The sequence below is a fragment of the Streptomyces sp. NPDC048639 genome (genome assembly GCF_043199075.1).
GTDB lineage: Bacteria > Actinomycetota > Actinomycetes > Streptomycetales > Streptomycetaceae > Streptomyces.
This window is the reverse complement of the sequence record NZ_JBICVP010000002.1, coordinates 554,290-566,876: the sequence shown is the minus strand read 5'-3', so window position 1 is coordinate 566,876 and position 12,587 is coordinate 554,290. Positions and strand designations below refer to the sequence as shown.

Sequence of the window (12,587 nt, the reverse complement as noted above, 5' to 3'; positions counted from 1 at the left end):
ATGTCGCGACTCGGCAATATCGGCGCCAGGCTCTACCGCGGTGAGGTCGGCTACGACTTCGTCGGCAAGCGGATGATCTGGTACGGCCTGTCCATCCTGATCACCATCACGGCCATCGTCGGGCTCGGGGTCCGCGGCCTGAACATGGGCATCGAGTTCTCCGGTGGCGCGGTCTTCACCACGCCCAAGACCAGCATCTCGGTCGCCCAGGCCCAGGAGGACGCCGAGAAGGCGTCCGGGCATCAGGTGATCGTGCAGGAGCTCGGGGACGAGGGCACCCTCCGCATCCAGATCAGCGAGGTCGAGACCGCGCAGGCGGACAAGATCCGCGAGGAACTGGCGAAGGACTTCGGCGTCCAGGCGCAGGACATCAACGCCGAGCTGGTCGGCCCGAGTTGGGGCGAACAGATCGCCAACAAGGCCTGGCTGGGTCTGGGAATCTTCATGGCGCTGGTGGTCGTCTATCTCGCCATGGCCTTCGAGTGGCGCATGGCGGTCGCCGCGCTCATCGCCCTGATCCACGACCTCACGATCACCGTCGGTATCTACGCCCTGGTGGGCTTCGAGGTCACTCCGGGCACGGTGATCGGTCTGCTGACCATCCTCGGTTATTCCCTCTACGACACCGTCGTCGTCTTCGACGGTCTGAAGGAAGCCAGCAAGGACATCACCAAGCAGACCCGCTACACCTACAGCGAGATCGCCAACCGCAGCCTCAACGCGACCCTGGTCCGCTCCATCAACACCACGATCGTCGCGCTGCTGCCGGTCGCCGGCCTGCTGTTCATCGGCGGCGGTGTCCTCGGCGGCGGCATGCTGAACGACATCTCGCTGTCGCTGTTCGTCGGTCTGGCCGCCGGTGCGTACTCCTCGATCTTCATCGCCACCCCGCTGGTCGCCGACCTCAAGGAGCGCGACCCGAAGATGAAGGCCCTCACCAAGCGGGTACGCGCCAAGCGTGCCTCCGCCGCCGCCAAGGCGGAGAACGAGCCGGACGACTCACCAGGGGACGCCGCGCCCGAGGACGGCCTTCCGGACGGAGAGGCGGCCGTGGTCGGCCAGCGCAGCCGTCCCGCGCCCCGTAGCGGCGGTGGCCGCCGCGGACGTCCGTCGGGGAAGCGCCGGTGACCGCAGTGGAGCAGGAGGCGCTGAAGGATCTGCTTCTCGCCCGTATCCGGGACGTGCCGGACTATCCCAAGCCCGGCGTGCTGTTCAAGGACATCACCCCGCTGCTCGCCGATCCGGTGGCCTTCGGCGGCCTCACCGAGGCGCTCGCAGAGCTGTGCGTCCGGCACGGCGCCACGAAGGTCGTCGGCCTGGAGGCGCGCGGCTTCATCCTGGCCGCTCCTGCGGCACTCCGTGCCGGGGTGGGCTTCGTCCCGGTTCGCAAGGCGGGCAAGCTGCCCGGCGCCACCCTGGCGCAGGCGTACGAGCTGGAGTACGGCACCGCGGAGATCGAGGTGCACGCGGAGGACCTCGCCCCGGGCGACCGGGTCATGATCATCGACGATGTGCTGGCCACCGGCGGTACCGCCGAGGCCTCGCTCGAGCTGATCCGCCGCGCCGGTGCCGGGGTCGCAGGACTGGCGGTCCTGCTGGAGCTCGGCTTCCTCTCCGGCCGGGACCGTGTGCTGCCGGTTCTCGGTGAGGCTCCGCTGGAGGCTCTGATCACGGTGTGAGACAGCGCACACACCGACCGTAGGAGCGCATCGCAGCGCGAAGGGGCGGGCGCCCGGGAGAACCGGGTGCCTGCCCCTCGGTCGTGCGCCGGTGGCGGACTGCCGACTTGCTTCACGCCCAGGGTCGATACCATGGGGGTTCTCCGGTCCTGATCGGAGGCCGGACGATCCCTCCTGGCTTGCCCTCGCGAGGAGGGGCACACCCGAGGAGTGCTCTTGCCCGACAAGGCTCAGCCGCTGACCGCCGCGGAACCGGAGCAGCCCGCGACCGAGGCCGCCGCGGCCGGAGACGGGTCTGCCGAGACCGCCTCCGAGGCCCCCCAGAACCCGGCCGCAGAGGCTCCCGCTTCCGGGCAGCAGCCGCCCGCCGCCGAGCGTCCGGGCGGCGCCGTCACCGGGGCCACCGGGTCCTCCGCCGCCGGCCGTCCCTCGCAGGGCCCCGCCGCCAGGTCGGCCTCCTCCAACCGCGTCCGCGCGCGCCTGGCCCGTCTCGGCGTGCAGCGCTCCAGCCCGTACAACCCGGTGCTCGAACCGCTGCTGCGCATCGTCCGGAGCAACGACCCGAAGATCGAGTCGGGGACGCTGCGCCAGATCGAGAAGGCGTACCAGGTCGCCGAGCGCTGGCACCGCGGCCAGAAGCGCAAGAGCGGCGACCCGTACATCACGCACCCGCTCGCCGTGACCACCATCCTCGCCGAGCTCGGGATGGACCCGGCGACCCTGATGGCGGGCCTGCTGCACGACACCGTCGAGGACACCGAGTACGGTCTCGACACCCTGCGCCGTGACTTCGGCGAGCAGGTCGCCCTGCTCGTGGACGGCGTCACCAAGCTGGACAAGGTCAAGTTCGGCGAGGCCGCCCAGGCCGAGACCGTGCGCAAGATGGTCGTCGCCATGGCCAAGGACCCGCGCGTCCTGGTCATCAAGCTCGCGGACCGCCTGCACAACATGCGCACGATGCGCTATCTCAAGCGGGAGAAGCAGGAGAAGAAGGCTCGCGAAACCCTGGAGATCTACGCCCCGTTGGCGCACCGGCTGGGCATGAACACCATCAAGTGGGAGCTGGAGGACCTCGCGTTCGCGATCCTCTACCCCAAGATGTACGACGAGATCGTGCGGCTTGTCGCCGAGCGCGCGCCCAAGCGCGACGAGTATCTGGCGGTCGTCACCGACCAGGTGCAGAGCGATCTGCGTGCGGCCCGCATCAAGGCGACCGTGACAGGCCGTCCGAAGCACTACTACTCCGTCTACCAGAAGATGATCGTCCGCGGCCGGGACTTCGCGGAGATCTACGACCTGGTCGGCATCCGCGTCCTCGTCGACACCGTCCGCGACTGCTACGCGGCGCTCGGGACCATCCACGCGCGATGGAACCCGGTGCCCGGGCGGTTCAAGGACTACATCGCGATGCCCAAGTTCAACATGTACCAGTCGCTGCACACGACGGTGATAGGGCCCAGCGGCAAGCCCGTTGAACTCCAGATCCGCACCTTCGACATGCACCGCCGCGCCGAGTACGGCATCGCCGCCCACTGGAAGTACAAGCAGGAGGCGACGTCCGGCGCGTCCAAGGTCCGCAGCGACGCGCCGAAGAGCAAGGCCGGCAAGGACGACGCCATCAACGACATGGCGTGGCTGCGGCAGTTGCTCGACTGGCAGAAGGAGACCGAGGACCCGGGCGAGTTCCTGGAGTCGCTGCGCTTCGACCTCTCCCGCAACGAGGTCTTCGTCTTCACGCCCAAGGGCGACGTCATAGCGCTTCCGGCGGGCGCGACCCCCGTCGACTTCGCGTACGCGGTGCACACGGAGGTCGGCCACCGGACGATAGGAGCACGGGTCAACGGACGGCTCGTCCCGCTCGAATCGACGCTGGACAACGGGGACTTGGTGGAGGTCTTCACCTCCAAGGCGCCCGGTGCCGGCCCCTCCCGCGACTGGCTGGGCTTCGTCAAGTCCCCGCGCGCCCGCAACAAGATCCGTGCGTGGTTCTCCAAGGAGCGCCGCGACGAGGCGATCGAGCAGGGCAAGGACTCCATCGTCCGGGCCATGCGCAAGCAGAACCTGCCGATTCAGCGGATCCTGACCGGCGACTCGCTGGTGACGCTCGCGCACGAGATGCGCTATCCCGACATCTCGGCGCTCTACGCGGCGATCGGCGAAGGCCATGTCTCCGCGCAGAACGTCGTGCAGAAGCTGGTGCAGGCCCTCGGCGGCGAGGAGGCCGCCAACGAGGACATCGCCGAGACCGCACCGCCGATCCAGCGCCGTACCAAGCGCCGGTCGAGCGCGGACCCGGGCGTGGTCGTCAAGGGCGTCGATGACGTGTGGGTCAAGCTGGCCCGCTGCTGTACGCCGGTACCCGGCGACCCCATCATCGGCTTCGTCACCCGCGGCAACGGCGTCTCGGTGCACCGCGCGGACTGCGTCAACGTCGACTCGCTGTCCAAGCAGCCCGAACGGATCCTCGAGGTCGAGTGGGCGCCCACCCAGTCCTCGGTCTTCCTGGTCGCCATCCAGGTCGAGGCGCTGGACCGCTCCCGGCTGCTCTCGGACGTCACACGCGTACTGTCCGACCAGCACGTCAACATCCTGTCCGCGGCGGTACAGACCTCCCGCGACCGGGTCGCCACATCCCGCTTCACCTTCGAGATGGGCGACCCGAAGCACCTCGGCCATGTGCTGAAGGCGGTACGGGGTGTGGAGGGCGTCTACGACGTGTACCGCGTGACCTCGGCACGCAGGCCGTAGCGAACGGTCCCGGGCACCGACACCCGTAGCGACCCGAACGGAACGCCCCGGAACCGGAAGGCCCCGGAACGGCCCGGAACCGGAAGGCCCCGGAACGGAACGGAGCCGGAAGGGCCCGGACAACGGAACGGCCCCGGCGCTTCAGGCGCCGGGGCCGCTCGCGTCAGCAGCGGTCAGGGATGATCAACCGCCGAACTCATGAAGGCCCTTGAGCGCCTGATCGAGCAGCGCCTGACGGCCTTCCAGCTCCTGAGCGAGCTTGTCCGCCTTGGCGTTGTTGCCCGCGGCCCGAGCCTGGTCCACCTGTCGGCGCAGCTTGTCGACGGCCGCCTGGAGCTGTCCGGTGAGCCCCTCGGCGCGGGCCCGCGCCTCCGGGTTGGTACGCCGCCACTCGGTCTCCTCGGCGTCCTGCAGCGCACGCTCCACGGTGTGCATCCGGCCCTCGACCTTGGGGCGGGCGTCCCGCGGTACGTGGCCGATGGCCTCCCACCGCTCGTTGAGCGAGCGGAAGGCCGCCCGTGCCGTCTTGAGGTCGGTGACCGGGAGCAGCTTCTCGGCCTCGGTCGCCAGCTCCTCCTTGCGGTCCAGGTTCTCGCGCTGTTCCGCGTCGCGCTCGGCGAAGACCTCTCCGCGGGCCTGGAAGAAGACGTCCTGGGCGCCGCGGAAGCGGTTCCACAGATCGTCCTCCGCGTCGCGCTGCGCACGCCCCGCGGCCTTCCAGTCCTGCATCAGCTCGCGGTACCGCGCTGCGGTCGTGCCCCAATCGGTGGACCCGGACAGCTCCTCGGCCTCGGCGACGAGCTTCTCCTTGATCCGCCGGGAGTCCTCGCGCTGCGCGTCCAGCGCCGCGAAGTGCGCCTTGCGCCGCTTGGAGAACGCCGAGCGGGCATGCGAGAAGCGGTGCCACAGCTCGTCGTCGGTCTTGCGGTCCAGGCGGGGCAGGCCCTTCCAGGTGTCGACCAGCCCGCGGAGCCGCTCTCCGGCGGCCCGCCACTGCTCGCTGGCGGCCAGTTCCTCGGCCTCGGTGACGAGCTGCTCCTTGGCCTGGCGGGCTTCCTCCGACTGCCGTGCCTTGGCCGCCTTGCGCTGTTCCCGGCGCGAATCGACCTCGCCGGTGAGCTTGTCGAGGCGCTGCCTCAGGGCGTCCAGGTCGCCGACGGCGTGGTGCGCGTCGATCTGCTCACGCAGGTGCTCGATGGCAGTGGTGGCGTCCTTCGTGGACAGATCGGTGGTCCGCACCCGGCGCTCGAGGAGACCGATCTCGACGACCAGCCCGTCGTACTTGCGCTCGAAGTAAGCGAGGGCTTCCTCGGGAGATCCCGCCTGCCACGATCCGACGACCTTCTCGCCGTCGGCCGTCCGCACGTACACGGTCCCCGCCTCGTCGACGCGTCCCCATGGGTCGCTGGTCACAGCGCCTCCTCCACATGATGCTCGCGCGGGCAGCCCACGGGCATCGTCCACAGTTTCGTCACCGCCAACATAGGCGAACCATGGGTCGGCTGTCCGCATCCAGCACGACCGAAATTTCACGTTCGCGCGTGTCAGGACTTGCTTACCGTGGCCTTGTCGATCACAACTGTCGCGTTGGGCGCGGTGTTCCGAGCGGCGTCCGGCGGAGTGGCCCCGGCGTCGGCGATCTTCTTCAGAACGTCCTTGCCGCCGGCGATGGTCCCGAACGGGGTGTAGTCGGGCGGTAGCTGACTGTCCTGGTACACGAGGAAGAACTGACTGCCGCCGGTGTTACGGCCCTTTCCCGACTGGGCGTTGTACTGATTCGCCATCGCGACCGTGCCCGCCGGGTAGACCTTGCCCTTGAGCTTTTGATCCTTGAGGTTCTCGTCCGGGATCGTGTAGCCGGGACCTCCCTGGCCCGTGCCCTTCGGGTCGCCGCACTGCAGCACGAAGATACCGCCCGTGGTCAGGCGGTGACACTTGGTGTGGTCGAAGAACCCCTTGCCCGCCAGGAAGTTGAAGGAGTTCACCGTGTGCGGGGCCTTGGCGGCGTCCAACGCGATGCCGATGTCGCCGCAGGTGGTCTCCAGATTCATCGTGTACGCGGCCGACTTGTCGATCGTCAGCGGCGGTTCCTTCTTCCACTGACTCGTGCCGGGGGAGCCCTTGGCGGGCTTGGCGCAGGGGTCCTTGGCAGTGGGGGAGGGGGAGGGGGCCGCGCTGTCGCTCTTCTCGTCCTCGCCGCCGAAACCGGTGACCGCGTACGCAGCGGCGCCCGCCGCCAGTACGACGGCCAGGCCGCCTGCGAGCACGACGTTGCGCAGCCGCGTCCTGTGCCGCTGCACGGCACGCCGCTGCCGCTGCCGCTCGAACTTCTCCCGGGCGAGCTGTCGCCGCCGCTGGTCCCTCGTGGCCACCGGTTCCTCTCCTCGCATGCGTGGTGCGTCGTGCGCCCGTGCGGGCGTGATGTGAGCCGTACGGTAATACGGGTTCGCTGTGGCCCGTACAGCGCCGGTAGGCTCTGAACTGCTCAGATTGCTGATGCCGGACGACACTGAGGAACGATCGTGCTGATTGCCGGGTTCCCTGCCGGAGCCTGGGGGACCAACTGCTACCTGGTCGCCCCTGCCGCAGGTGAGGAGTGCGTGATCATCGACCCGGGCCACGAGGCCGCCGAAGGGGTCGAGGAGACGCTGAAGAAGCACCGACTCAAGCCCGTCGCCGTCGTCCTCACCCATGGTCATCTCGACCATGTCGCCTCGGTCGTCCCGGTGTGCGGCGCCCATGACGTCCCGGCCTGGATCCATCCGGACGACCGCTACATGATGAGCGACCCCGAGAAGGCCCTGGGCCGGTCGATCGGGATGCCGCTGCTGGGCGATCTGACCATCGGCGAGCCCGACGACGTACGGGAACTGATCGACGGATCCGGGCTGAAGCTGGCGGGCATGGAGTTCACGGTCGCGCACGCGCCCGGTCATACCAAGGGGTCGGTGACCTTCCGGTTGCCCGAGAACTCCGACATCCCGCCGGTGTTCTTCTCGGGCGACCTGCTGTTCGCCGGCTCCATCGGACGCACCGATCTGCCCGGCGGCGACCACGCCGAGATCCTCGAGTCGCTGGCCCGTGTGTGCCTGCCGCTCGACGACTCGACCGTGGTGCTGTCCGGCCACGGCCCCCAGACGACCATCGGCCGCGAGCGCGCCACCAACCCGTTCCTGCGGGAGGTGGCGGCCGGCCTCGGAGATGGCGGAACTGCCGCTCCGCGACGAGGAATGTGACGACTTCTTCCGTGAGCACCTTCAAGGCCCCCAAGGGCACGTACGACCTGATCCCGCCCGTGTCCGAGACCTTCCTCGCGGTGCGCGACGCCCTCTCCGCACCGCTGAGGCGCGCCGGATACGGCTATGTGGAAACCCCCGGATTCGAGAGCGTCGAGCTCTTCGCGCGCGGGGTCGGGGAGTCCACCGACATCGTGACCAAGGAGATGTACACCCTCACCACCAAGGGTGGTGACGAGCTGGCGCTGCGCCCGGAGGGCACCGCGTCCGTGCTGCGCGCGGCCCTGGAGGCGAGCCTCCACAAGGCGGGCAATCTGCCCGTGAAGCTCTGGTACTCCGGCTCGTACTACCGCTACGAGCGGCCGCAGAAGGGGCGTTACCGCCACTTCTCGCAGGTCGGTGCCGAGGCGATCGGCGCCGAGGACCCGGCGCTGGACGCCGAGTTGATCATCCTGGCGGTCGACGCGTACAAGTCGCTGGGTCTGCGGAACTTCCGGCTGCTGCTCAACTCCCTGGGCGACAAGGAGTGCCGGCCGGTCTACCGCGCCGCGCTCCAGGAGTTCCTGCGCGGACTCGACCTCGACGAGGACACCCGCCGGCGGATCGACATCAACCCGCTGCGGGTGCTCGACGACAAGCGGGAGGCGGTGCAGAAGCAGCTCACCGGCGCGCCGATGATGCGGGACCACCTGTGCGAGGCGTGCAAGGCGTACCACGAGCAGGTGCGCGAGCTGCTGACCGCCGCGGGCGTCGAGTTCGAGGACGACCCCAAACTGGTGCGCGGCCTGGACTACTACACGCGCACCACCTTCGAGTTCGTCCACGACGGGCTCGGCTCGCAGTCCGCGGTGGGCGGCGGCGGCCGGTACGACGGCCTGTCCGAGATGATCGGCGGCCCGGAACTGCCGTCGGTCGGCTGGGCGCTGGGCGTGGACCGTACGGTCCTGGCGCTGGAGGCCGAGGGCGTGGAGCTCCAACTGCCCGCGTCCACCCAGGTGTTCACGGTCCCGCTGGGCGAGGAGGCGCGGCGCACGCTGTTCGGCGTGGTCACCGAGTTGCGGAGGGCCGGGATCGCTACGGACTTCGCGTACGGCGGCAAGGGCCTGAAGAACGCGATGAAGTCCGCGAACCGTTCGGGCGCGCGGTACGCGATCGTGGCCGGCGAGCGTGATCTCGCCGAGGGCGCGGTGCAGCTCAAGGACCTGCAGAGCGGCGAACAGGCGCCGGTGGCGCTCGGTGAGATCGTCGCGGAGCTGCGGCGGAAGCTCGCCTGACGCGGCAGGGCGGCCCGCCGGAGTGCGGCGGGCCGCTCCTGTCCGCCCGGTCGGGGTGTCCGGGCCTGCGGATCCTTACGTTCATCGAACGGTCGCCGGGCAACCATGGGTACACACAGTCACTCGTCCGGTGGGCGACGCCCTCAGGGCGCCCGAACTGCGGCACAATGTGCGTGTCCGGTAGGCGAGATCTTCGGTAGCGACGGAAACGGCGATATGGCGACGACAGTGGTTGACGACGTGTCCACCGAGAGGGACGACCGGGAGCACGGCAGCCGCGATGCCATCGGCAGCAGCCGGGGCTTCGCCTGGCTCCTGGTGATCACGGGAGCGGCGGGTCTGCTCGCGGCATGGGTCATCACGCTCGACAAGAACAAGATCCTCGAGGCGAAGGCCGAGGGGAAGACCTTCACGCCGGGCTGCAGCCTCAACCCGATCGTCTCCTGCGGCAACATCATGGAGAGCGACCAGGCCTCCGCCTTCGGATTCCCCAACCCGATGCTGGGGCTGGTCACCTACGGCATGGTGATCGCGATCGGCATGGCGCTGATCGCGGGCGCCCGCTACCGCCGTTGGTTCTGGCTCGGGCTGAACGCGGGCACGCTCTTCGGCGTCGGTTTCTGCACCTGGCTGCAGTACCAGTCGCTGTACGTCATCGGCTCGCTGTGCCTGTGGTGCTGCCTGGCCTGGGTCGCCACGATCGTGATGTTCTGCTACGTCACGAAGTTCAACATCGAGCGGCGCTTCCTCCCGGCGCCCGATGGCCTGCGGCGCGGGCTGATGGAGTTCCACTGGGTCCCGCCGGTGGTCTGGATCGGGATCATCGGCATGATGATCCTGACCCGCTGGTGGGAGTTCTGGACGGGCTGAGCCCGTGGCGCGGCCCTCGCGAGGGCCGTGAAAGCTGTGCCCGGGCCCGGGAGCGACGATGTCGCTTCCCGGGCCTCGGGCGTTCCGGCCGCGTTCCGGTACGCCGGGTGCCCGGAGCGGGCGGGGCACCGGCCGGGGCTGCGGAGCCGACGCGGTTCACTGCCGGTCGGGACATGGATCGGGATCGGAGCCGGGCGGCGTTGTCAGTGCGGTGACATACGCTTCCCGACGTGGAGCCCGATCTGTTCACCGCAGCCGAAGAGGACCGTCGCGAGAAGGATCCGGCCGCCAGTCCGCTCGCCGTGCGGATGCGCCCCCGGACCCTCGACGAAGTCGTGGGGCAGCAGCATCTGCTGCGCCCCGGATCGCCGTTGCGCCGCCTCGTCGGCGAGGGGAGCGGCGGGCCCGCCGGCCCGTCGTCCGTGATCCTCTGGGGCCCGCCCGGCACCGGCAAGACGACCCTGGCCTATGTGGTCAGCCAGGCGACCAACAAGCGCTTCGTCGAGCTGTCGGCGATCACCGCGGGCGTCAAGGAGGTGCGCACCGTCATCGACGGCGCACGCCGCGCCTCGGGGGGTTACGGCAAGGAGACCGTTCTCTTCCTCGACGAGATCCACCGCTTCAGCAAGGCCCAGCAGGACTCGCTGCTGCCCGCCGTGGAGAACCGCTGGGTCACCCTCATCGCGGCGACCACCGAGAACCCGTACTTCTCGGTCATCTCCCCGCTGCTCTCCCGCTCGTTGCTGCTGACGCTGGAGTCGCTCACCGACGAGGACCTGCGCGGTCTCGTCCACCGGGCGCTCGACGAGGAGCGCGGGCTCGGCGGCGCGGTCCGGCTGCCCGAGGACGCCGAGGCCCATCTGCTGCGGATCGCGGGCGGGGACGCCCGCCGAGCGCTCACCGCCCTTGAGGCGGGCGCCGGTTCGGCCATCGCGAAGGGCGAGGACGAGATCACTCTCCAGTCGCTGGAGGAGGCCGTCGACCGCGCCGCCGTGACGTACGACCGCGACGGCGACCAGCACTACGACGTCGCGAGCGCACTGATCAAGTCCATCCGCGGCTCGGACGTGGACGCGGCCCTGCACTATCTGGCGCGAATGATCGACGCGGGGGAGGACCCGCGGTTCATCGCGCGACGGCTGATGATCTCGGCCAGCGAGGACATCGGCATGGCCGATCCGACCGCGCTGCAGACCGCGGTGGCGGCGGCCCAGGCCGTGGCCATGATCGGTTTCCCGGAGGCGGCTCTCACGCTGAGCCATGCCACGATCGCCCTGGCCCTGGCGGCGAAGTCCAACACCGCGACGACGGCCATCGGTGCCGCGCTCGCGGACGTACGGGCGGGGCTGGCCGGACCCGTGCCCGCGCATCTGCGGGACGGCCACTACAAGGGCGCCAAGAAGCTCGGCCATGCCCAGGGCTATGTGTATCCCCACGATGTGCCGGGTGCCATCGCTGCCCAGCAGTACGCCCCGGACGCCCTCCACGGCAAGCGCTACTACGAGCCGACGCGGTACGGCGCGGAGGCCCGCTACGCCGATGTCGTGGAGCGTGTGCGGGCGCGCCTGCGCGGTGAGGCGCCCGCGCGCCCGGCGGATCCCGCGCCCCCGGCGGAGAGTCCGCCCCCGGCCGCGCCGCAGGGGGAGGGCGGCGAGGAAGCCTCGGCCGGGACCCCGCCGGCATCGGACTGACCCGGCCCCGGCCGCGTACCCCCCTGGTCGTGCCGGAGCTGTCGCCCGTGCGGTCCTCATCCCCCGTGCGGTCCTCATCCCCCGTCCCCGCCCGGCCCGTTGGTGCCGTGCTGTTGTACGGGCGGGCCGGACCCTGCGGCCGCAGTGGCTGCGGCCGCACGTCTCACTCGCTCTCGAGCGCCGCCTCGAAGAGCAGGTGCATCGCCCGCCGCAGCTCCGCGATGTCCTCCACCGGCTCGGGGAAGTCGAAGCGCGCGTCGAAGAGGCGGTCGTCGGCGCCGGAGAACCGGACGCGGAGGCCGAAGCGGTCCAGCGCCACCGGCACGGCCTGCTCCTGCAACTCGCAGTCCCCGTCCGAGCGCTCGCCGAGCAGCGAGCACAGCCCCCGCACCTGGTCGCCGTGCGCGGCCGCGAGATGCTGCAGCAGCTCGGCCTCATGGCGTACGAGCGGATCCGCGGCCGCCGACGCGAACTCCTCGGGCTCCACGGACTCCGCCCCCCACAGGTCGTCGACCGCCGCTTCGCCGATCTCGAGGCGCAGCAGCATCCAGGCGGGACGGCCGTAGTCACCGGGCCCCGGGTCCTCCCGCAGAGCCTCGCCGATGCCCAGGATCTGGCCCACGGGGTGGTGCTCGGCGAGCAGCATGGCGGACTCCGCACGGTCCTCGTTCCGTACAGAAGTGAGCCACCCGCCGACCCACCCGCGACCCCGGATACGATGGGGCACGGCGACCGGTGCGACATCGGTGATCTCGATCACTGCCGTCAGATCGTCGTCCTGTGCATGGGCCGCGGCGCGAGCCGCGGGGGAGTCCCCAGGCACCAGTAGCAGTACGTCTCCGTCCGGTGTGACGGCGCGTGCTGCGGGCGTTGCGGCGCCCAGTTCGTCGAGGTCCGCACCCGGAATGCACAATGCGGCCGAGGCGTTCGACTCCACGAGGGTTCGTACACGCTCGGCTGCCGTCGGCTGCCGAGTCTCGTCCAAGGGGCGCGGCTGACCCGGCCTTGCGCTGTCCGCCGTCGATTCCGCGGCGCGGCCGGTGCTGGGCAGGGGGCTCCCAGGTCGAAACATGCGTTCTCCTCCGCTAA

General features: G+C 70.0%; 10 protein-coding genes. 7 read left to right on the top strand and 3 right to left on the bottom strand.

Annotated features, from left to right (window positions below):
* The 3 genes from secF to ACGFNH_RS06805 all read left to right on the top strand — a co-directional run bounded on the left by secF (position 1) and on the right by ACGFNH_RS06805 (position 4,427).
* Positions 1–1,128, top strand: coding sequence for a protein translocase subunit SecF (gene secF, locus ACGFNH_RS06815; RefSeq protein WP_393651957.1), 1,128 nt, complete (start codon positions 1–3; stop codon positions 1,126–1,128).
* A complete protein-coding gene (locus tag ACGFNH_RS06810; RefSeq protein WP_393651956.1) occupies positions 1,125–1,679 on the top strand; it encodes an adenine phosphoribosyltransferase in 555 nt (184 codons plus the stop codon). Before secF ends, ACGFNH_RS06810 begins: the two co-directional genes overlap by 4 nt.
* A gap of 216 nt (positions 1,680–1,895) precedes the next feature.
* Positions 1,896–4,427: a RelA/SpoT family protein gene (locus tag ACGFNH_RS06805; RefSeq protein ID WP_393651955.1), complete on the top strand. Its 2,532-nt coding sequence runs from the start codon at positions 1,896–1,898 to the stop codon at positions 4,425–4,427.
* A 183-nt stretch (positions 4,428–4,610) separates the two neighbouring features.
* On the opposite strand, the gene ACGFNH_RS06800 is transcribed toward ACGFNH_RS06805, so the two are convergent.
* Positions 4,611–5,840 carry a DUF349 domain-containing protein gene (locus ACGFNH_RS06800; protein ID WP_393651954.1) on the bottom strand — a complete coding sequence of 410 codons (1,230 nt, stop codon included), beginning with the start codon at positions 5,838–5,840 and terminating at the stop codon, positions 4,611–4,613.
* A gap of 131 nt (positions 5,841–5,971) precedes the next feature.
* Positions 5,972–6,799 (bottom strand): peptidylprolyl isomerase, encoded by an 828-nt coding sequence (locus ACGFNH_RS06795; RefSeq protein WP_393651953.1) that lies wholly within the window; start codon positions 6,797–6,799, stop codon positions 5,972–5,974.
* A gap of 150 nt (positions 6,800–6,949) precedes the next feature.
* On the opposite strand from ACGFNH_RS06795, the gene ACGFNH_RS06790 reads away from it, so the two are divergent.
* The 4 genes from ACGFNH_RS06790 (at position 6,950) to ACGFNH_RS06775 (ending at position 11,498) form a co-directional block, all read left to right on the top strand.
* Positions 6,950–7,663: an MBL fold metallo-hydrolase gene (locus tag ACGFNH_RS06790; protein ID WP_393651952.1), complete on the top strand. Its 714-nt coding sequence runs from the start codon at positions 6,950–6,952 to the stop codon at positions 7,661–7,663.
* Between the two features lie 11 nt (positions 7,664–7,674).
* Entirely contained in the window at positions 7,675–8,937 is a 1,263-nt protein-coding gene (gene hisS / locus ACGFNH_RS06785) for a histidine--tRNA ligase (RefSeq protein WP_393651951.1), read from the top strand.
* A gap of 216 nt (positions 8,938–9,153) precedes the next feature.
* Positions 9,154–9,807, top strand: a complete 654-nt coding sequence (locus ACGFNH_RS06780; protein WP_393651950.1) for a vitamin K epoxide reductase family protein — start codon at positions 9,154–9,156, stop codon at positions 9,805–9,807.
* A 230-nt stretch (positions 9,808–10,037) separates the two neighbouring features.
* On the top strand, positions 10,038–11,498 hold the full coding sequence (locus ACGFNH_RS06775; RefSeq protein ID WP_393651949.1) for a replication-associated recombination protein A: 1,461 nt from the start codon (positions 10,038–10,040) through the stop codon (positions 11,496–11,498).
* 163 nt (positions 11,499–11,661) lie between these two features.
* On the opposite strand, the gene ACGFNH_RS06770 is transcribed toward ACGFNH_RS06775, so the two are convergent.
* Positions 11,662–12,570 carry a DUF2470 domain-containing protein gene (locus tag ACGFNH_RS06770; RefSeq protein WP_393651948.1) on the bottom strand — a complete coding sequence of 303 codons (909 nt, stop codon included), beginning with the start codon at positions 12,568–12,570 and terminating at the stop codon, positions 11,662–11,664.
* Between the last annotated feature and the right edge of the window lie 17 nt (positions 12,571–12,587).